Below are 20540 nucleotides of genomic sequence, written 5' to 3' on the forward strand. Positions count from 1 at the left end.
CCCCGGGCGCTCGCGGGGATTCCAGGATCACGCCGAACGAACTCATCGAGTGGGTATCCGCCTGTCGCCAGGCCCGACGGGCGGCGCCGACCAGGCCGCCCGCTCACTCCCGAGGACCTTCATCGAGAAGCGCGCCGGACCGCTCTGCGGTGCTCCGCCCGCGCCTCGCGGGCGAACCGCAGATAGCGCAGCCGCTCAGGCAGCACGGGCACCACGACCCGGACGACACCGCAGAACCGCCGCAGCTTCCGCTCCTGCGCGTCCGTCCACTCCAGACCGATCGCCTCGCGGGCGTCCGGCGGCATCAGCCCGATGGTGATGAACCTGCGGAACCGGGCCAGCGGCGGGAACAGGACCGGCCACAAGGCCTTGAGCAGCAACCTGACGGGCAGCGGGCCCCGGTCCGGCGGCGGTACCGGCCGGTCGGTGGCGACCAGTTCCTCGACGACGACGGTCGCCTCGATCTCGTCGGCGAGCATCTTGCGAAAGTACGGCCAGAACTCCTCGATCGACTGCGGCATGTCCCGGTCGTGGATGCCGAGGACCCGGCCGACCTGGAGCCATTCCCGGTACAAGGCCCGTTCCTGCGCCTCGGTGAGGGTGCGAACGAGATAGCGTGTGGCGTACCGGTAGACGGGGAAGCCGGTGGCGTGCACCCATGCGTAGTTCTCGGGTGACAGTGCGTGATAACGGCGCCCTCGGCTGTCCGTGCCCTGGATGGTGCGATGCAGCTTCCGCAGCCTGCGCCCCTCCTCGGCTGCTTCCTCTCCCCCGTACACCCAGAGCTGGAGAGAGCGCAGGGACCGCTCGCCGCGCCCCCACGGGTCCGTACGGAACACCGAGTGCTCGTCGACGCCCGCGCCGACCGCCGGGTGCGCGACCTGGAGGGTGAGAGCCGCGGGCAGCATCAGCAGGGCGCGGACGTCCCCGGCGAGGCCCCACAGCACTCCGCCGGGCGGCGGCGGCTCGGGGTCCCGCTCCCGGTCCCTGTCCCGGGGTGCTTCGCTGCTCATGCGGGTGCTCCCAGCGCTCGGTGGGCGTGCGGGCCGGTGCCCGGCTGGTGTGTGTTCCAGTATGCGATCGCGGGCGAACCGGCGAGCGGCAGGGGCGGCGGGGCCGGTTTCGGCCGGCGTCCGCTGTGTGCACAGGAGGCCGCGCCCTCCGTCACCGCCAGCCGGCGGCTTCCAGCACCGCGGCCGCGGCCTCGTCGACGGATCGGCCGGTTGCCTCGACCGTGAAGTCCTCCACCCGGGCCCGGTCGAGGATCCGGTCCAGCTCCCCCGATCGGTCCAGATGCCAGCGCAGCGCCTCGGGCTCGTCCGCATGACGCCGGGTCAGACGCTGCCGGACCACCGGCAGCTCGACCTGGAGCCGGCACACGGACAGGCCGACACCCACCGCCTCGCCGCACTGCTTGCGGCCCTCCGAGTCCTCGACGACGCCTGCGAGAACGAGCCGGGTGACGCCCGCATCGAGGTAGTTGCCGACCACGCACCGCAGATTGCGCAGCAGCAGGGCGAAGTTGAAGCGGTCGTCGGCGGGCGCGGGCCAGGTCCGGCGCAGCCAGTCCATGTCGATGACGGCGTTGGGTATCCCGGCGTCGGTGAGCAGATGACCCGCAGCGTCAGCCACCGACGTCTTGCCCGCCCCGACGGTGCCGGTGATCAAAAGAGCGCGGGCTTCCGGAGTGCTGTCGGTTCGCATGACCGGAAGCCTACGGTGGGCGATGGCCCACCGGTGGCGCGGGCTGAGGGCTGTCCCGTAATCCCTGGTGGACCAGCCGTCCGCGCCATCGGCCTGACCGTGCGGGTCCGTTCCGGGGTGGGACTGCGCTTCGATGCTGTCGGACACTTTCACAACAGTGGTGAGACAGCAATACTGTTGAACCGGATGGATGCAACGGATACGGCCGCGCCCAGCGGTCAGCAGCGAGGAGCGGACATGGCGACCGGAACCGAGGAGCCGACGCTCACCGTCGACGAGCTGGCGGCGCGCGCCGGAGTCACCGTACGCACCGTACGTTTCTACAGCACGCGGGGGCTCCTGCCGCCGCCCGTGATCGGACCGCGCCGGGTCGGTCACTACGGGCGCGAACACCTCTCGCGGCTGGCGCTGATCGAGGAGCTTCAGCACCAGGGCATGACCCTCGCCGCGATCGAACGCTATCTGGAACAACTGCCGCCCGATCTGAGCGCACACGACCTGGCGATCCACCGGGCGCTGGTGGCGTCCTGGGCGCCGGACTCGGCGGAGCACGCGACCCGGGCGGAGCTGGAGCGGCGGGCAGGACGGGCGCTGGCCGAGGGGGACATCGACCGGCTGGCCGCGATGGGTGTCCTGGAGCGTGCGGAGGCGGTGGCCGGCAGCTACCGGGTCGATCCCGGGCTGCTGCGTCTCGGCGTCGAGCTGCTCGACGTACCGATCGCGCACGAGACGATCCTCGCGGCCCGCACGGTACTGCTGGAGCACACCCGTTCCGTCGCGCACGAGCTGACGCGACTGTTCCGGGACGAGGTGTGGAATCCGTACCGGGAGCGGGAGTCGGACCCGGAGCAGGTGGCGGCGATGAAGTCGCTGTCGGCCCATATGCAGCCGCTGGTGCTGCAGGCGCTGGTGACCGCGTTCCAGCGGTCACTCAAGGAAGAGCTGCGGGCGGCGTTCACAGCGGAGTGAGCCCCGCCGCAGGCGGGGGCTCACTACCGGTGGACGGTCCGTTACGAGGCGTCGTCCCACAGGTCGGTGCTGTGGGCGTCGATGAGCGCGCCGATCCGTTCGAGGAAGACGTCGGCGGGCTGCGGGTCGAGGCGGCGTCCGTCGCGCAGCCGTACGGCGACGTGGTCGTCGACGGCTTCCCTGGCGCCGATCACGGCCTGGTACGGCACCAGGCGGTCCTCGCGGATGCGTGCGCCCAGGGTGCCGCGTTCGGGTCCGGCGACACCGGCCCGCAGCCCGAGGTCGGTGCAGCGCCGGGCCAGCGCCTCGGCGTGGGGCAGCTCTGCCTCGGAGATCGGGAGGATCGCCAGCTGGGTCGGGGCGAGCCAGGCCGGAAACGCGCCGCCGTGTTGTTCGATGAGATGGGCGACGGCCCGCTCCACGCTGCCGATGATGCTGCGGTGGACCATGACCGGCCGGTGTTTCGCACCGTCCGCGCCGATGTAGTGCAGGTCGAACTGCTCGGGCTGGTGGAAGTCGACCTGGACGGTGGACAGGGTGGATTCCCTGCCCGCACCGTCGGTGACCTGGACATCGATCTTCGGGCCGTAGAACGCGGCCTCGCCCTCCGCCGAGTCGTACGGCAGGCCGGAGCGGTCGAGTACCTCGGTGAGCAGGGCGGTGGACCGCCGCCACTTCTCGGGCGCGGCCACGTACTTGCCGCCGGGGCCGGGGAGGGAGAGCCGGTAGCGGGCCGGGCGGATGCCCAGCGCCTCGTACGCACTGCGGATCATCTCCAGGGCGGCCCGCGCCTCGTCGGCGACCTGCTCCAGGGTGCAGAAGATGTGCGCGTCGTTCAGCTGGATGGCGCGGACACGGGTCAGTCCGCCGAGCACACCGGAGAGTTCGGAGCGGTACATGCCACCCAGTTCGGCCATGCGCAGCGGCAGCTCGCGGTAGCTGTGGGAACGGGAGCGGTAGATCACCGCGTGGTGGGGGCAGAGGCTCGGCCGCAGGACGACCTGTTCCGAGCCCAGGTCCATCGGCGGGAACATGTCGTCGCTGTAGTGCGCCCAGTGCCCGGAGATCTCGTACAGCTCCCGCTTGCCCAGCACCGGCGAGTACACATGCCGGTAGCCGGCCCGCCGCTCGGCGGCGCGGATGTACTCCTCCAGGGTGTGCCGCACGGTCGCCCCGTCGGGCAGCCAGTAGGGAAGTCCCGCGCCGATCAGCGGGTCGGTGTCGAAAAGGCCCAGCTCGCGGCCGAGCTTGCGGTGGTCGTGCATGGCGGTCTCCTCGCGGTCATCGGACGAGTGACCACAAGCCGAAGCCCCGGGGCACTCGCCCCGGGGCTTCGGACTGAGACATCTGTCAGCGCGCCGGGACACTCTCCGGCGTCGTCGTCATGGCAGCGCGCTTCATGGCGTTGACGCTAGCAGGGTGTCCCGCTGTCCACTCGGTATTTTCCGCCCGGCGGGTGCGGATAGCGCAGCCTCCGGGCGGTATGTGGTCCGCGGGGGCGCCGGTCAGTCGTGGAAGGTCTCGCCCTTCTCGGCCTTCTCCACCAGCAGCGCGGGCGGCAGGAACCGGTCGCCGTACTTCTCGGCGAGTTCCAGGGCGCGCGCCACGAAGCCGGGCAGGCCGCCCTCGTACCCGTTGATGTACTGGAGCACGCCCCCGGTCCACGGCGGGAAGCCGATGCCCATGATGGAGCCGATGTTGGCGTCGGCGACCGAGATGAGGACGTTCTCCTCCAGGCAGCGGACGCTGTCCAGTGCCTCTGAGAAGAGCATCCGCTCCTTCATGTCCTCGAACGGGACACCGGCATCCGTCCTGGTGAAGTGCTCGCGCAGCCCCGGCCACAGCCCGGCCCGCTTGCCGTCCTCGTCGTAGTCGTAGAAGCCCGCGCCGCCGCTGCGTCCGGTGCGTCCGAACTCGTCGACCATCCGGTCGATGACCGCGTCCGCGGGGTGCCCGGCCCAGGTGCCGCCCGCCTCCTCGACCGCGCGCTTCGTCTCGTTGCGGATCTTGCGCGGCAGGGTCAGCGTCAACTCGTCCATCAGCGAGAGGACCTTGGCCGGGTAGCCGGACTGCGCCGCGGCCTGCTCGACCGACGCGGGCTCGACGCCCTCGCCGACCATGGCGACGCCCTCGTTGATGAACTGGCCGATGACGCGCGAGGTGAAGAAGCCGCGCGAATCGTTGACGACGATCGGCGTCTTCTGGATCCGGCGGACCAGGTCGAAGGCGCGTGCCAGTGCCTCGTCGCCGGTCTGCTCGCCCTTGATGATCTCGACCAGCGGCATCTTGTCGACGGGCGAGAAGAAGTGCAGGCCGATGAAGTCGGCGGGGCGCGTGACGCCCTTGGCGAGGACCGTGATCGGCAGGGTCGAGGTGTTGGAGCAGAGCAGCGCGTCGGGTTCGATGATGTCCTGGATCTCCTGGAACACCTTGTGCTTGAGCGCGGTGTCCTCGAAGACCGCCTCGATGACGGCGTCGCAGCCCGCCAGATCGGCCGGGTCACCGGTCGGGGTGATGCGGGCCAGCAGTTCGTCGCGCTTCGCCTCGGTCGTACGGCCCCGGGAGAGCGCCTTGGCGAGGAGCTTCTCGCTGTATGCCTTGCCCTTGACGGCCGCCTCCATGGAGACGTCCTTGAGGACGACGTCGATGCCGGCGCGGGCGCAGGAGTACGCGATCCCGGCGCCCATCATCCCGGCGCCGAGGACGGCGACCTTGGTGACCTGGCGCTCCGCGATGCCCTTGGGGCGGTTGGCGCCGGAGTTGACGGCCTGGAGGTCGAAGAAGAACGCCTGGATCATGTTCTTCGAGATCTGGCCGGTGACGAGCTCGGTGAAGTACCGGGCCTCGATGGTCAGCGCGGTCTCGAAGTCGACCTGGGAGCCCTCGACGGCGGCGGCCAGGATGTTACGGGGCGCGGGCATGGGGGCGCCCGCGAGCTGCTTCTTCAGGTTGGCCGGGAAGGCGGGCAGATTGGTCGCGAACTTCGGGTTCGACGGGGTGCCACCGGGGATCCGGTAGCCCTTGACGTCCCACGGCTGCTGGGACTCGGGGTGGGCGTCGATGAAGGCGCGTGCCTTGTCGAGCATCTCCTCGGGCGTGGCCGCCACCTCGTGGACGAGGCCGTTCTCCAGGGCGCGCTTCGGGGTGTACTGGGTGCCCTGGAGAAGGACCTTCAGCAGCGCGTCGGCGACGCCCATGAGGCGTACGGTGCGGGTGACTCCGCCGCCCGCGGGCAGCAGGCCGAGGGTGACCTCGGGCAGGCCGATGCGGGAGCCGGGCGCGTCGAGGGCGATGCGGTGGTGGGAGGCGAGCGCGATCTCGTAACCGCCGCCGAGGGCCGCGCCATTGATGGCGGCGACGACGGGGATGCCGAGGGTCTCGATGCGGCGCAGCGAGTTCTTGATGGCGGTCCCGACGTCGAAGGCGTCCTGGGCGTTCTCGGGACCGACCTTGATCATGTCCTTGAGGTCGCCGCCCGCGAAGAAGCTCTTCTTGGCGGAGGTGAAGATGATGCCGCGGATGGATTCCTTCTCGGCTTCCGCGCGGTCGGCGATGGCCGCGATGGAGTCCTTGAAGGCCTGGTTCATCGTGTTGGCGGACTGGTTGGGGTCGTCGAGTACGAGGGTGACGACGCCGGTCTCGTCCTGTTCCCAGCGGATGGTCGTGCTCTCGGTCATTGCTGTGTTCTCCGTAAGCAAGGGGTGGCCGGGGACGGTCAGAGACGCTCGATGACGGTGGCGATGCCCATGCCGCCGCCGACGCAGAGGGTGGCGAGGCCGTACCGCTTGTCCTGGCGCTCCAGTTCGTCGATGAGCGTGCCGAGGATCATCGCGCCGGTGGCGCCGAGCGGGTGACCCAGCGCGATGGCCCCGCCGTTGACGTTGATCTTGTCGAGGGAGAGCCCCATGTCCCGGGCGAAGCGGAGGACGACACCGGCGAAGGCCTCGTTGATCTCGACGAGGTCGATGTCGTCGATGGTGAGTCCGGCCTTGGCGAGCGCCTTGCGGGTGGCGGGCGCGGGACCGGTGAGCATGATCGTCGGCTCGGATCCGGAGACCGCGGCGGAGACGATCCGGGCACGCGGCGTGAGCCCGTACCGCTCGCCGGTCTCCTTGTTGCCGATGGCGACGAGTGCGGCGCCGTCCACAATGCCGGAGGAGTTGCCCGCGTGGTGGACGTGGTCGATCTTCTCGACCCAGTGGTACTTCTGCAGCGCCACGGCGTCGAAGCCGCCCAGCTCGCCGATGGTGGCGAACGACGGCTTGAGCGCGGCCAGCGAGTCGGCGGTGGTGCCGGGGCGCATGTGCTCGTCGCGGTCGAGGACGACAAGACCGTTGCGGTCCCTGACCGGGACCACGGAACGCGCGAAGCGGCCGTCCTTCCAGGCCTCGGCGGCCCGCTCCTGGGAGAGCGCAGCGAACTCGTCGACGTCGCGGCGCGAGAAGCCCTCGATGGTGGCGATGAGGTCGGCGCCGACGCCCTGCGGGGCGAAGCCGGTCTCGTAGTTGGTCATCGGGTCCATCGCCCAGGCACCGCCGTCGGAGCCCATCGGCACCCGGGACATCGACTCGACACCGCCCGCGAGGATCAGGTCCTCCCAGCCGGAACGGACCTTCGCGGCAGCCAGGTTGACGGCTTCCAGACCGGAGGCACAGAACCGGTTCTCCTGGACGCCCGCCACCGAGTCCGGGAGTCCGGCGGCGATGGCGGCGATCCGGGCGATGTCGGAGCCCTGGTCGCCGAGCGGGCTGACCACGCCGAGGACGATGTCGTCGATGGCGGCCGGGTCCAGGCCCGGGAAGCGGCTGCGCATTTCGTGGATGAGGCCGACGACGAGGTCGATCGGCTTGGTGCCGTGCAGGGCGCCATTGGCCTTGCCGCGGCCGCGCGGGGTGCGGATCGCGTCGTAGACAAACGCTTCGGTACTCAAGACAGCAGCCTTTCGAGGGTGGTCGATCGTCAGGGGGTCAGGCAAGCAGCGAGCGGCCGATGATCTCCTTCATGATCTCGGTCGTACCGCCGTAGATGGTCTGGATGCGGCCGTCGGTGAACGCCTTGGCGACCCGGTATTCCGCCATGTAGCCGTAGCCGCCATGGAGCTGGAGGCAGCGGTCGGCGACGCGCTTCTGCAGTTCGGTGGCCCACCACTTGGCCATCGACGCGTGCACGGCGTCGAGCTTCTTGTCCGAGTGGTCGACGATGTACCGGTCGAGGAAGGCCCGGGTGACGGCGCACTCGGTGGCCATCTCGGCGATCTCGAAGCGGATGTGCTGAAGCTTGGAGAGCGGCCGCCCGAAGGCCTCACGCTCCTTGACGTACTGGGTGGTGATCTCCAGGAGGTACTCGGCGGCGGCGATACCGGCGACCGCTATGCCCATCCGCTCCTGCGCCAGATTGGTCATCAGGTGGATGAACGCGCCGTCGCGCTCACCGAGCAGGTTCTCCTTGGGGACGCGGACGTCATGGAAGAACAACTCGGCCGTGTCCTGGGACTTCTGGCCGATCTTGTCGAGGTTGCGGCCCCGCTCGAAGCCGTCCGCACCACGTTCGACGACGATCAGCGAGAGCCCCTTCGCGCCGCCCTCCGCAGTGGTCTTCGCCACGACGATCACCAGGTCGGCGAGAATGCCGTTGGAGATGAATGTCTTGGAGCCGTTGAGCAGCCAGTGGTCGCCCTTGTCCTCGGCGGTGGTCCGGATGCCCTGGAGGTCGGAGCCGGCGCCGGGTTCGGTCATCGCGATGGCGGTGATGATCTCGCCGCTGCAGAAGCCGGGCAGCCAGCGCCGCTTCTGCTCCTCGGTCGCGAGGCCGGTGAGGTAGGGGCCGATGACGTCGTTGTGCAGGCCGAGCGCGAGCCCGGGGGCGCCGGCCCGGGTGAACTCCTCGGCAAGGACGGCGCTGTAGCGGAAGTCGGCGGTGCCGCCGCCCCCGTACTCCTCGGGCACGGCGAAGCCGAGCAGTCCCTGCCGGCCGGCCGCGAGCCAGGCCTCGCGCGAGACGATGCCGTCTCTCTCCCACTGCTCGTAGTGCGGAAGGACTTCCTTGGTCAGGAAGGTCCGGACGGTCTCGCGGAAGGCGTCGTGCTCCTCGGTGAAGATCTGCCGCTGCACTGTGGGCCCCCTAGAGCCAGTTCTTGACGGTGGAGATCAGCCGGGCCGGATCGGGACCCGTCGGGATGACGTCGAGCATGGTGACGCCGGAGGCCTCACGCGGGTCGCCCGCGCAGTTCGGCGGCAGGGAGAGTTCCATCAGTCGGCGGGGTCCTTCCGGGGCCGGTGGATGCTCGGTACGTCCCAGTCCCGGGCGACGCCCTCGGTGTCAGCGCCGGGCTGGGCGGGTCCGCTGCGTACGGAGACGGGGGTGGCGGAGAAGCGGGGTGCGGGTGCGGGCTGGGTCAGGCCGCTGTGTTCGACGAAGGTGGAACGGGCCGCGAGGTGCGGATGGTGCGGGGCCTCGCGGAGCGACAGGACCGGGGCCACACACGCGTCCGTGGCCTCGAAGACCTCGGTCCACTCCGCGCGCGTCCGGGTCCTGAACCGGTCGGCGACGACCCTGCGCAGCTCCTCCCAGCGGGTGACATCCCTGCGGTCCGGGGCCTGATCCTCGATGCCGAGGAGCTTGATGAACTCGTCGTAGAACTGCTGCTCCAACGGGCCGACCGCCATGAACTGGCCGTCGGAGGTCTCGTACGCCCCGTAGAACGGGCAGCCGCCGTCCAGGAGGTTGGAGCCGCGCCGGTCCTGCCAGCCGCCGGCCGCCAGCATCCCGTGGATCATCGTGGCGAGATGGGCGGCGCCGTCGACGATCGCCGCGTCCACGACCTGGCCCGCGCCGCCGGTGGTGCGGGCGTGCTGGAGGGCGGCGAGGACACCGACGACGAGGTAGAGCGCGCCGCCGGCGTAGTCGCCGACCAGATTGGCGGGGACGGTGGGCGGCTCGCCGGGCTTGCCGATCATGGAGAGGGAGCCGGTCAGGGCGATGTACGCGATGTCGTGCCCGGCCCGTTCGGCGAGCGGCCCGTCCTGGCCCCAGCCGGTCATCCGCCCGTACACGAGCCGGGGGTTGCGGGCGAGGCAGGCGTCGGGGCCGACGCCGAGGCGCTCGGCGACGCCCGGCCGGTAGCCCTCGATCAGGATGTCGGCGCGTTCGACCAGGTCCAGGACGCGATCCGGGCCGTCCTCGGCCTTGAGGTCGACGAGCACCGAGCGTTTGTTGCGGTTGGTGAGGTCGTACGCGGGGTCGATACCGAGCCCCGCACCGCCGGGCCGGTCGACCCTGACGACGTCGGCGCCGAGGTCGGCCAGCAGCATCGCGGCGAACGGGCCGGGTCCGATGCCCGCCAGCTCGACCACGCGCACACCCGCCAGCGGGCCGTGCTCTGTCGTTGCCATCGAACCCCCAGCGGTATGACACAACTGATGTAACAGCGACGATGCTAAGAATGCTCCGCACTCCGCACAACCCTTTTGACTGAGCAAGCGCTTAGAGGAGCCAACAAAATGGGAGTCCGATCAGCTCGCGGCGTCTGGTGCGTGCGATCCGGTAACGCAGCGAGCGTGCGTGCCAGACGCCGCGAGCCGGGCGCCCATTTTGTTAGCTCCTCTTAGGGCGTGTTTCGAGGATCCTCCCCCACGAGCGCCGCCCGACTGCACACCGCCACGAACCCCTCCGCTAACCTCTGCCTGCTACATCGGCGCCGGCCCCTGCGGAGGCACTCGTGAACAGGCAGAACGGGGCACAACGCCCCTATGACATAGTCCTCTTCGGCGCCACCGGCTTCGTGGGTGCCCTCACCGCCGAATATCTCGCCGCCCACGCACCCGACGGCTGCCGCTGGGCGCTGGCCGGCCGCAACCCGGCCAAGCTGCAGAAGCTGCGCGAACGCCTGGCCGCCATCGATCCGCGCTGCGCGGACCTTCCACTGCTGCACGCCGACGCCGACGACCCCGGTTCACTGCGCGCACTCGCCGAATCGGCCCACGTAGTGGCCACCACGGTGGGCCCCTACGTCTGGTACGGCGAGCAACTGGTCGCCGCCTGCGCGGAGGCAGGGACGGACTACACGGACCTGACCGGCGAGGCGGAGTTCGTGGACCGGATGTTCCTGGAACACGATGCGCGGGCCCGCGAGACGGGGGCACGGCTCGTGCACGCCTGCGGCTTCGATTCCGTACCGCACGACCTCGGCGTCTACTTCACCGTCCAGCAGCTGCCGCAGGATGTGCCGCTGACCATCGACGGGTTCGTCCGCAGCAGCGCCTTCTTCTCCGGCGGTACGTTCGCCTCCGCGCTCACCGCGATGGGCCGCGGCCCGCAGATACTGCGCGCCGCGCAGGAGCGCCGACTGCACGAACCGCGCCTGGTCGGACGCCGCGCCCGCGCCCGCTTCGGCACCCCGCACTTCAGTGCCGGGACCGGCACCTGGGCGCTGCCCCTGCCGACACTGGACCCGCAGGTCATCGAGCGCTCGGCGCGGGCGCTCGCACGGTACGGCCCCGACTTCCGCTACCGCCACTTCGCCTCGGTGAAGACGCTGCCGATGGCGCTGGGTGGCACGGCCGCGATCGGCGCCCTCGTGGGCGCCGCGCAGCTGCCCGCCGCGCGAAGCTGGCTGATGGATCGGTACGAGCCGGGTGTAGGCCCGGACGCGGAGCGCCGGAAGCGGAGCTGGTTCACGGTGCGGTTCGTCGGGGAAGGCGGCGGGCGCCGGGTCTTCACCGAGGTCTCCGGCGGCGACCCCGGCTACGACGAGACGGCGAAGATCCTCGCCCAGTCCGCGCTCTGCCTCGCCCTCGACGAACTCCCGCCGACATCCGGGCAGGTCACCCCGGCCGTCGCCATGGGCGATGCACTGCTGGAGCGGCTGCGCGGGGCGGGGCTGCGCTTCCGGGTCGCGGCGACGCGCTGAGCGGATCCGCGTGGGGACGGCCGCGGCCGGCGGGCCGTCCCCGCCTCAGAACATCCAGGACACGAGCGTGCAGATCATCGAGACGGTCCAGACGACCCCGGCAAGGACACCGAGAGTCAGCCCTATGGCAACGCGCCGCTGGGCGACGTAGACGGTTCCGGGGCGCGTGGACGTTCGATGCTCAGTCATACGCACCAGCGTGCCGTTCATGATCGGCACGTGGTATCCGTACGCATACTCAGATAATCGGACGCGGGCGCCGTCGGACGCTCAGGCGGCCGCCTCCCGGAGGACCCGCCTGCACAGTGCGTCGGCCCTGCGGGTGGTCTCCGGCTGGCGGAAGTCCCTGGCCAGCAGGAGTGTGTGCGCGCAGGCGTTGTCCAGACGGGTCCGGTGGCCGACGGACACGTACACCGGCTTGGTGCCGACCTGGGTGCGCAGCGCCCGGCCCACCTCCTCGTCCCCGTCGACGAGCGGGGAGAAGTCGCCGCGCCGAGGACCCGGCTGTTCGTACGTGAAGGTGAACGGGTTCTTGGCGACGCCGATGACCGGCAGTCCGGTGAGGACGCCGAGGTGGCTGGCGAGCCCGAACCGGCGCGGGTGCGCCCTGCCGTAGCCGTCGCAGACGACGAGGCCGGGGTCGACCGGGAGGGATTCCAGCGCGGCCAGCACGGTCGGTATCTCCCGGAAGGCGAGCAGTCCCGGGATGTACGGGAAGGTCACTCGGCCAGTGGCGGTGGCCTCGGCGACGACGTCGAGGGTGGCCGCGTCGAGCACGACCGCCGCCGCCACGACGAGGTCGCGCTCGTCGTCGTAGGCGACGTCCACACCGGTCACCCGTCCGGTACCGGGCGGCGGTCCCGGCTCGTCCAGCACCACGCGGGCGCGGAGGGTGTCCTGGATGGCGCGGGCTTCGGCTGCGTCGGCCGGCGTGCGGAGCGTCGTCATAGTGCCATCCAGCTTAGGCCGACCGGCAATTGGGGGGCGGCCCAAGCTCTCAGCTTCGTTCGAGCAAGGGAGACCCCACCCAGAGACTTCCGCCCGCCTTGCGACCGCACGCACTGGACGACGCCCGGCCCGCCCGACGGGCGGGCCACGCTTCTTTCGAAACACGCCCTAGTTCATCCGGGCGATCCGCCCCTTCTCCCCCGCCGCCCAGCAGCCGCCGTCCTGCGTGCAGTCCACGGTGTCGTACGAACCCGTGTCGACGGTGCGCCAGGTGCGCCCGCCGTCCGTCGTCAGGTCCGTCCCGGTCGGCCCGACGGCGAGTGCCGTGGAGCGGGTGTGCGGGACCCAGGAGACGCCGGAACGGTAAGCGGTCGGCGGTGTGGATGACCGCTGCCAGGTCCGGCCTCCGTCGCCCGTGACGGCCGCGGCGTCCGGAGAGGCCTGGCCGGCGCGGTAGTCGCCGCCGACGGCAATGCCGTGCGTACGGTCGCGGAAGGCGAGACCGAAGACGCCGCGGGCCGGGTCCCCGGCCGGGATCGTCGATTCGGTGGCCGTCCAGGTCAGCCCCCGGTCGGCGGAGTGCAGCACCCGTGCGGTGGCCGCTCCGCCGGTCGCCAGCCAGACGTCCTTCGGCCCCGAGCTGACCAGGCACTGGCCGCTGGCGGCGAAGCCCGCCTCGCCCTCCTGGGCGGCCGGCATTCCCGCTGTGGGCAGTACGTTCCAGCTGCGGCCGCCGTCGGCGGTGGACAGGATCCGGTACCTGCCGTCGACCGGATCGCTCATGGCGAGCCCGTGGCGGTTGTCGAAGAAGGTGAGGCAGTCGTAGAAGGCACGGGCATCGGTATTGCGGAAGGACTCGGTCCAGGTCGTTCCACCGTCGTCCGTACGGAACACCCGCGACGCCTCGCCCTCACCGATGGCCAGCGCCACCGCACGCCGCCCGTCGAACGCTTCGATGTCACGGAATTCCATTGCCGCCTCCGCCGCTCCCGCCGGCGACACGTCGCTCCAGTGATGGCCGCCATCGGTGGTGCGCAGCACCGTGCCCTTCGATCCGGCAGCCCAGGCGATGCGCCGGCTGACGGCGGAGAGGCCACGGAAGCGGGCGCCGGTTCCCGTCTCCGTGAGTGTCCAGCCCGTCCGGTCGCCGGGTTCCTGCCGCTGCCCCGGCGCTGCCTGCGCTGTCGACGTGACCAGTGCCGCGGTCAGCGCCGCCCCGCACAGTCCCCATGCCATCAGTCGTTTCGTCTTCCCCTTGGGCCTCATGGCGCAGGAAGCTAGCCCACAGGCAGTACGCCGTCCAGAGTGCGCCGCCACCACGCGAGCACGTGCATCGAAGGGAGTGCGGTGCGGTGACGCAGCTCACTCCCCCGCCCAAGCACGGATCGGGAAGTTCCGTCGTCTCTGCGAGTGCCGGGAACCGTTCATCTGGCCGCAAGAGGGAGCAGGTCTTGTCCAGCGTTATAGAGCAGTCCGTGCAGGTCCGCATGGTCGCATCCGCGCCGCGGATGGAGACCCTTCCCGCCACCTTGCAGTACGACTGCAGGGATCCGTTCGCCGTGCGCATGGCCTTCCCTGCCCCGGCAACCCTGGAGGGCACCGAGGTGTCCTGGGAGTTCTCCCGCGAACTGCTGGCGGCAGGAATGGACGGAGCGGCCGGGGTCGGGGACGTACGGATCAGGCCGTTCGGCTACGACCGTACGGTCCTGGAGTTCCATGCCGCCGAGGGCATCGCCATGGTGCATGTCCACACGGCAGAGCTGCGTCGCTTCCTCGGGCGCGCCGAGGAACTGGTTCCGTCGGGGCAGGAGCACCGGTTCCTGGATCTCGACCGGAGTCTGACGGACCTGCTCGGCGGAGCGTGCTGAGACCGGTCAGTCTCTCGTCACGGCTTTGACCTCCACCAGGTTCCGGCCGTCGCAGTACATCAGAGCGTCCTGGTCGGCTTCCGGTCGACGCGGGCGGCGCCGTCGGTGCGGCCGGGGGGCGAGGATCTGGTCCGAGGAGCCCCTGCCGTCCGCCGCGAGCACGTGCGCCCCTTCGGCGAGTCGCCGGAGAGTGGTGCTCCGGGCCGAAGTACGGGTCGAGGACCAGGGCGCCGCCCCGATCGGGCAGCACCAGGTCGTAGGCGGTGCTGGCTTCGCGGCACGCCCAGCCCGTCGGCGCAGCACGGGGTCCTTGCCCGGTACGCCCCGGGATCCGGCGGCTCCATTGCCGTGTCCCGCGGTGATGTCCCAGGCGGTGAAATCGTTTGCCGTGGCGCGAGGTCCCGTCGTACCGTTTGTGACGTCCTTGTTGTCGTCGGATCGGAGAAGGACGTTGCTCGTCTGAGGTCATGAGACACCGCGTTGCGCGCCGTGTCCGGACAGTGCATGCCCGTTCAGGTCTGTCATGTCTGCCATGTCTGCGCGCCCGAGTGTGACCTCAGCTCTTCGAGCCGTCCTCCGCAACCGGGGCTCCTCCTTGGCCATGTCCGTGGAACGCCCGTGACCGGTGTCTCGCCCGTTGCCCCCGCCCTTCCTCGCAACCGGGAGATCCATATGTCTACCCCCATGACTCATATCGCCTGCTCGTCTCTCTCCTTCACGTGGCCCGACGGCAGTGAGGTCTTCGACGACTTCCAGCTGGCCGTGGGTCCCGGCAGGACCGGGCTCATCGGCCTCAACGGCTGTGGAAAGTCAACCCTGTTGCGGCTGATCGCCGGTGAACTCACCCCTGCCGATGGCCACATCCGGACCCGGGGCGAGATCGGATATCTCCCGCAGAATCTGGTCCTGGACACGGCGCTTCGGGTCGATGCGGCCCTGGGTATCGCCGGCACCCGGGCCGCTCTGCACGCCATCGAGGCGGGTGACGTCCGCGAGGAGCAGTTCGCGGCCGTCGGTGACGACTGGGACGTGGAGGAGCGCGCCCGCGCGACGCTCGATCAGCTCGGCCTCGGTCACATCGGTCTCGACCGCACGATCGGCGAGATATCGGGCGGCGAGTGCGTGCTGCTGCGCCTGGCCGCACTGTTGCTGGCCCGACCCGGGGTGCTGCTGCTCGACGAGCCCACGAACAATCTGGATCTGTACGCGCGCAGGCGGCTCTACGATGCGGTCGACGCGTGGGCCGGTGTCCTGGTCGTCGTCAGTCATGACCGTGAACTCCTGGAGCGGGTCGACCAGATCGCCGATCTGCGGGACGGGTCGGTCACCTGGTACGGCGGGAATCTCTCGGCGTACGAGGAGGCGCTCGCCGTCGAGCAGGGGGCGGCCGAGCGCATGGTGCGGGTCGCCGAGGCCGATGTGCAGCGACAGAAGCGTGAACTGGCGGACGCACAGGTCAAGTTGGCTCGGCGCAAACGCTACGGACAGAAGATGTCGGACAACAAGCGCGAGCCTAAGATCGTCATGGGCAACCGCAAGCGGGCCGCCCAGGAATCGGCCGGCAAGCATCGAATCATGCACGCCGGGAAGCTGGCGGAGGCGAAGGAGCGCCTCGACGACGCTGTCGAGGCGGTGCGGGACGACGACGAGATCAGGGTCGAACTGCCGCACACCAAGGTGCATCCGGGCCAGGGTGTGCTCGTACTGCGCGATCTGGAACTCGCGCACGGGGCACGGGTGAGCGGCGGGTTCGAACTGCGGGGCCCTGAGCGGATCGCACTGGTGGGCCGCAATGGCGCGGGCAAGACAACGCTGTTGCGGACCATTGCCGGCGAACTGGCACCGGTGTCCGGCGAGGCGACACCCCAATTGCCCCTGGGCTTTCTGCCGCAGCGTCTGGATGTACTCGACGACGGCCTGAGCGTGGTGGAGAACGTGGCGCGATTCGCACCGAATGCCACGGACAATCGGATCAGGGCGAGACTGGCGCACTTCCTGTTCAAGGGGGCTCGGGCGGACCGCCCCGTGGGGACGCTGTCGGGCGGGGAACGATTCCGTGCGGCACTGGCGGCGCTGCTGCTGGCCGAACCGGCACCGCAGTTGCTCATGCTGGACGAGCCGACGAACAATCTGGACATGGCGAGCGTGCGCCGGCTGACGGCGGCTCTGGAGTCGTACGAGGGAGCGCTGATCGTGGCAAGCCACGATGTGCCGTTCCTGGAATCGCTCGGCATCACACGCTGGCTGCTCCTGGACGGTGAGCTGCGCGACACCACGGCCGAGGCGGTGGCTACGGAGCTCTGAGCCGTGCGGAGTGTGGGGGAAAGCGGGCGGCCGGAGCCGTCGGTGGAGCAAGGCCCGGTTCTCGCAGCCGTCGGCCGAGTCAGTGCGGGAGCGAACTCCGGCCCCACCTCCGCCCTGCGAGTCGACCGTGGCGGCGAGCAGCCATATGCTCCCGCTGCGGCGCTCGCGGCATTCCTCGGACTTCTCGGCCGATCCGCAGGACGGTCGCCGGTCGTGGAGGATGATCCGCAGCGCATCGAACTGCCAGTGTCCCCGGATCAGCATGTCCCGGTCCGGCGTGGCCCGGCGCCGCAGCGCCTCGGCTCGGCACGTCGGAGCTCGACTCCTGGCACGGCTCGATGCCGCTCGACTCCTCGCACATCTCGAAGCTGCTCGATACCGATATTCAACTGCGTCGCTACCGGGCATTGTCGGAGCGACTGCGGACACTTGCTCCGCCGCTCCAGGAGTCCCGCGACTTCATCCGGTGCATGGCCAAGGTGGCCGGCCCGCACCCACCCCGAAACCCTACGGAGGGAACTACCCGTGCCCAGCAGAAAGGCCCTGGTCCGCCGCCCCGGCCCGCGTCTCGCCGAGGGTCTCGTCACCCATGTCGAGCGCACCCCTGTCGATGTCCGCCTCGCGGTCGAGCAGTGGGAGCGGTATGTCGCCGTCCTCGGCGAGTACGGATGGGAGACGGTCGAGGCGAAGCCGGCGGACGGATACCCGGACAGCGTGTTCGTCGAGGACACCGTGGTGATGTTCCGGAACGTGGCGCTCATCGCCCGGTCCGGCGCGGAGTCCCGCCGGGGCGAGACCGCGGCCGTGGAGGAGGCACTGACCGGGCTCGGCTGCTCGGTGAACCGGGTGAAGGAGCCGGGCACGCTGGACGGCGGCGACGTCCTGAAGATCGGCGACACGGTCTTTGTCGGGCGCGGCGGCCGGACGAACGCGGAGGGGGTGCGGCAGCTCAGATCCGCGTTCGAGCCGCTGGGCGCCCGTGTCGTAGCCGTGCCGCTGACCAAGGTGCTGCACCTGAAGTCCGCGGTGACGGCACTGCCGGACGGCACAGCCGTCGGGTATCCCCCCCTGATTGACGAACCATCTCTTTTCGACCATTTCCTTCCGGTTCCGGAGGAGGCGGGCTCGCACGTGGTGCTGCTCGGTGGCGGGAATCTACTGATGGCCACGAGTGCACCGAAGACCGCGGAATTGTTCACCGGGCTCGGATATCACCCTGTATCAGTAGATATCAGCGAGTTCGAGAAACTGGAAGGCTGCGTGACCTGCCTCTCCGTACGCCTGCGCGACCTGCAGACATAACGGTACGTAGTCGGACTTCGCGCGCCCCGGCTTGGCGGTGGGCTTACTCCCGCTTTAACCTACGGTCTCGTAACCTACGAAGCCGTAGGTAATTCTCCCGTCCCCAGGAGCCCCCGTGACGATCACCTCTCCCCACCTCGGCAGTTCAATGGCGTGGACCGACGCCCAACTGCTGTACGCCCTGGAGGAGGTGGTGGAGAAGGAGCTCAACCGCCATCTCAAGGTCGCCAAGGACTGGATGCCACACGAGTACGTCCCCTTCTCGGACGGCCGGAATTTCCCCGGCATCTTCGAGGACGGTGAGGCGTGGCAGGCCGACCAGTCCAAGGTCACCGACATCGGCAAGATCGCACTGGTCGTGAACCTGCTGACCGAGGACAACCTTCCCAGCTACCACCACGAGATCGCCTCCCTGTTCGGCCGTGACGGCGCCTGGGGCACCTGGGTGCACCGCTGGACCGCCGAGGAGGGCCGGCACGGCATCGTGATGCGCGACTACCTGCTCACCTCGCGCGCCGTCGACCCGGACAAGCTGGAGCAGTTCCGCATGGCGCACATGGCGGATGGGTTCGAGTCCGACAACCGGCACTCGATGCTGCACTCCGTGGCGTACGTCGCCTTCCAGGAACTCGCGACCCGCGTCTCGCACCGCAACACGGGTCACCAGTCGGGCGACCCGGTCTGCGACCGCATGCTGGCCCGGATCGCCACCGACGAGAACCTGCACATGGTTTTCTACCGCAACCTGCTCGGCGCGGCCTTCGAACTCGCGCCGGACCTGACGATGCAGGCCGTGCGTGACGTCGTGGTCAACTTCCGGATGCCCGGTCACGGCATGCCCGGCTTCGAGCGGGCCGCGGCGCAGATGGCGATCGGCGAGATCTACAACATGCGGATCCACCACGACGACGTGATCCAGCCCGTGCTGCGCTACCTGAAGGTCATGGACATCGACGGGCTCGGTCCGGACGGGCTGAAGGCGCAGGAGGAGCTGGGGCTCTACATGGGTGGGCTGGACCGCGAGGCGGCCAAGTTCGACGAGAAGCTGGCCGCGCGCAAGGCACGGATGGCCGCCCGCGCGAACGCCTGACCCACAAGCCGCGCAGCACCCGGTGACCCACGAGCCCGCTCACTCGTGGGCCACCGCGTCTGTGTATCGCGGCATCACGCACATCGGGACCGCAGCGCATACCCGGGGCAGCACATCGAGCGGCGTGGCGCCCACGGTGACGTGCGAGCCCTCGCCCGACGGCCGGCAACCGCCACGCGCCGAGCGGTCCGAAACAGACGGGCACCCTCGTCGTCATCGATCTCCCGCCCCTGCACCCCCTCGGCAAGGCCGAACAGTCTGGACCGAACGCGCCGGCCGGGAACGAGTTCCGTCCAGCGCGCCGGGCACTGCGCTCTCGTGTCAGCTCAGATGCCGGGCGAAGAACCTCAGCGAGCTGTCCACTTCGAACGCCGGCACATCCCCGTGCTTGCCGGGGTTGGCGTGCAGCGTCTTCTGAGCCGAGGCCAGGGAGTCGAACAAGGCCAGGCTCTGGTCTCGCGGTACCAGCTGGTCGTCCCACTGGACCAGGAACTGCACCGGCACGGTGATCCGCGCGGCGTCCTCGGCCAGCCCGTGCGCGCCGAGCAGGCCCAGCACTGCGGCGCGTATCCGGGGCTCTGCGGCAATGAGCGGGATGCCGAGCCCGCAGCCCATAGACATGCCGCAGTAACCCACCGGGCCGATGCCGACCTGGTCGAGGCGCTGGACCGCAGTCAGGACCGCCTGCCAGTCCGCGACAGCCTGACCGGCCAGATAGCTGTGCATGCCGGCGACCAGCGCGCCCGGATTCTCACCGGCGGCCATGCCGGCCCGCATCTCGGCCGCGACCCGGCCGAATTCCTCGTCCTTGGGCCGGTCGCCGTGGTTCGGCGCGTCGATCGCGACGACCGCGAAACCCTCGACGGCATAGCGGCGCGCGCGGGACACGGTGCCGGGGGCCGTCTTGTGCTGCCCGCCGCCGTGGCCCAGCAGAATCAGGGGACGGGTACCGGAAGCGTCTTCCGGCGTCCACAGCACGCCGGGGATCTCATCAAGGGTGAAGAACTGTTCGGTGACGCCGTCCGACGACGTCTGGGAAGTGAAGCGCATCAGCGTTTCAAGCCTTTCGGGATGCCTTGTGCGGGCGCTCCCTAGGCCATGCAAAGAAGGGAGCCCCAACCTGTCGCAGCGTTGATCGGTCTCACCTCCTTGGATTCACCATGGTGCACGGCGACGCCGAAAATATCACGAAGATCATCACTCGCGCCTCGCCGGGGCGAACGCCGCCTGACGCGATAGCTGCCCGTCCGCAGGGAGGCCAGCAGGAGCGGGAGCAGCCGGCCGCACCCGACTCGCCGAGCGCGACCCGGACCCGTGAGGTCCTCGGAGAGTCGCGCGGCCGGCACGCAGCTGGCCGATCCCGCCACGACGTTGTCATCCTCACCCAACTCGGCTCCCTGGAGACGCTGCCTCCGGGCTACGGAGGGCCGAATTGTGGTACATGCAG

General features: G+C 69.9%; 18 protein-coding genes. 6 read left to right on the forward strand and 12 right to left on the reverse strand.

The window, feature by feature from the left end:
* Positions 1-119: 119 nt before the first annotated feature.
* Together ACNPQM_RS06645 and ACNPQM_RS06650 are read right to left on the reverse strand one after the other, a co-directional pair.
* Positions 120-1013: an oxygenase MpaB family protein gene (locus ACNPQM_RS06645; RefSeq protein ID WP_358859804.1), complete on the reverse strand. Its 894-nt coding sequence runs from the start codon at positions 1011-1013 to the stop codon at positions 120-122.
* A 151-nt stretch (positions 1014-1164) separates the two neighbouring features.
* Positions 1165-1704, reverse strand: a complete 540-nt coding sequence (locus ACNPQM_RS06650; protein ID WP_418083248.1) for a hypothetical protein — start codon at positions 1702-1704, stop codon at positions 1165-1167.
* A gap of 237 nt (positions 1705-1941) precedes the next feature.
* Between ACNPQM_RS06650 and ACNPQM_RS06655 the strand changes: the two genes are divergently transcribed.
* Positions 1942-2673, forward strand: a complete 732-nt coding sequence (locus tag ACNPQM_RS06655; protein ID WP_418083249.1) for a MerR family transcriptional regulator — start codon at positions 1942-1944, stop codon at positions 2671-2673.
* 41 nt (positions 2674-2714) lie between these two features.
* Here ACNPQM_RS06655 and thrS read toward each other — a convergent pair whose 3' ends face one another.
* From thrS to ACNPQM_RS06685, 6 genes are all read right to left on the reverse strand, one after another.
* Positions 2715-4040 carry a threonine--tRNA ligase gene (gene thrS, locus ACNPQM_RS06660; protein WP_418083250.1) on the reverse strand — a complete coding sequence of 442 codons (1326 nt, stop codon included), beginning with the start codon at positions 4038-4040 and terminating at the stop codon, positions 2715-2717.
* A gap of 138 nt (positions 4041-4178) precedes the next feature.
* Complete coding sequence (locus tag ACNPQM_RS06665) at positions 4179-6350, reverse strand: 3-hydroxyacyl-CoA dehydrogenase NAD-binding domain-containing protein (protein WP_418083251.1); 2172 nt, start codon at positions 6348-6350, stop codon at positions 4179-4181.
* Positions 6351-6388: 38 nt separating this feature from the next.
* Positions 6389-7603, reverse strand: coding sequence for an acetyl-CoA C-acetyltransferase (locus ACNPQM_RS06670; protein WP_418083252.1), 1215 nt, complete (start codon positions 7601-7603; stop codon positions 6389-6391).
* Between the two features lie 37 nt (positions 7604-7640).
* Positions 7641-8783, reverse strand: coding sequence for an acyl-CoA dehydrogenase family protein (locus ACNPQM_RS06675; RefSeq protein WP_418083253.1), 1143 nt, complete (start codon positions 8781-8783; stop codon positions 7641-7643).
* Positions 8784-8793: 10 nt separating this feature from the next.
* Positions 8794-8922, reverse strand: coding sequence for a hypothetical protein (locus ACNPQM_RS06680; RefSeq protein WP_358859811.1), 129 nt, complete (start codon positions 8920-8922; stop codon positions 8794-8796).
* Positions 8922-10064: a CaiB/BaiF CoA transferase family protein gene (locus ACNPQM_RS06685; protein WP_358859812.1), complete on the reverse strand. Its 1143-nt coding sequence runs from the start codon at positions 10062-10064 to the stop codon at positions 8922-8924. The genes ACNPQM_RS06680 and ACNPQM_RS06685 overlap by 1 nt, the downstream gene beginning before the upstream one ends.
* A 326-nt stretch (positions 10065-10390) precedes the next feature.
* Between ACNPQM_RS06685 and ACNPQM_RS06690 the strand changes: the two genes are divergently transcribed.
* Positions 10391-11581, forward strand: coding sequence for a saccharopine dehydrogenase family protein (locus ACNPQM_RS06690; RefSeq protein ID WP_418083254.1), 1191 nt, complete (start codon positions 10391-10393; stop codon positions 11579-11581).
* Between the two features lie 45 nt (positions 11582-11626).
* Here the strand turns inward: ACNPQM_RS06690 and mmpA are convergent, their stop codons facing one another.
* The 3 genes from mmpA to ACNPQM_RS06705 form a co-directional block, all read right to left on the reverse strand.
* Positions 11627-11770: a morphogenic membrane protein MmpA gene (gene mmpA, locus ACNPQM_RS06695; RefSeq protein ID WP_358859814.1), complete on the reverse strand. Its 144-nt coding sequence runs from the start codon at positions 11768-11770 to the stop codon at positions 11627-11629.
* 81 nt (positions 11771-11851) lie between these two features.
* Positions 11852-12529 carry an endonuclease V gene (locus tag ACNPQM_RS06700; protein ID WP_358859815.1) on the reverse strand — a complete coding sequence of 226 codons (678 nt, stop codon included), beginning with the start codon at positions 12527-12529 and terminating at the stop codon, positions 11852-11854.
* A 168-nt stretch (positions 12530-12697) separates the two neighbouring features.
* The gene (locus tag ACNPQM_RS06705) at positions 12698-13765 is read right to left on the reverse strand and encodes a WD40/YVTN/BNR-like repeat-containing protein (RefSeq protein ID WP_418083255.1); all 1068 of its coding nucleotides are present in this window, start codon (positions 13763-13765) and stop codon (positions 12698-12700) included.
* A 215-nt stretch (positions 13766-13980) separates the two neighbouring features.
* Between ACNPQM_RS06705 and ACNPQM_RS06710 the strand changes: the two genes are divergently transcribed.
* The 4 genes from ACNPQM_RS06710 to ACNPQM_RS06725 all read left to right on the forward strand — a co-directional run bounded on the left by ACNPQM_RS06710 (position 13981) and on the right by ACNPQM_RS06725 (position 19093).
* Positions 13981-14397: an SsgA family sporulation/cell division regulator gene (locus ACNPQM_RS06710; protein WP_418083256.1), complete on the forward strand. Its 417-nt coding sequence runs from the start codon at positions 13981-13983 to the stop codon at positions 14395-14397.
* Positions 14398-15069: 672 nt separating this feature from the next.
* The gene (locus ACNPQM_RS06715; protein ID WP_418083257.1) at positions 15070-16701 is read left to right on the forward strand and encodes an ABC-F family ATP-binding cassette domain-containing protein; all 1632 of its coding nucleotides are present in this window, start codon (positions 15070-15072) and stop codon (positions 16699-16701) included.
* Between the two features lie 525 nt (positions 16702-17226).
* Entirely contained in the window at positions 17227-18003 is a 777-nt protein-coding gene (gene ddaH / locus ACNPQM_RS06720; protein ID WP_418083258.1) for a dimethylargininase, read from the forward strand.
* 115 nt (positions 18004-18118) lie between these two features.
* A complete protein-coding gene (locus tag ACNPQM_RS06725) occupies positions 18119-19093 on the forward strand; it encodes an acyl-ACP desaturase (protein ID WP_418083259.1) in 975 nt (324 codons plus the stop codon).
* A 321-nt stretch (positions 19094-19414) separates the two neighbouring features.
* Here the strand turns inward: ACNPQM_RS06725 and ACNPQM_RS06730 are convergent, their stop codons facing one another.
* Positions 19415-20143: a dienelactone hydrolase family protein gene (locus ACNPQM_RS06730; RefSeq protein ID WP_418083260.1), complete on the reverse strand. Its 729-nt coding sequence runs from the start codon at positions 20141-20143 to the stop codon at positions 19415-19417.
* Positions 20144-20540: the final 397 nt, after the last annotated feature.

The organism is Streptomyces sp. NPDC056231, from assembly GCF_048270745.1.
GTDB lineage: Bacteria > Actinomycetota > Actinomycetes > Streptomycetales > Streptomycetaceae > Streptomyces.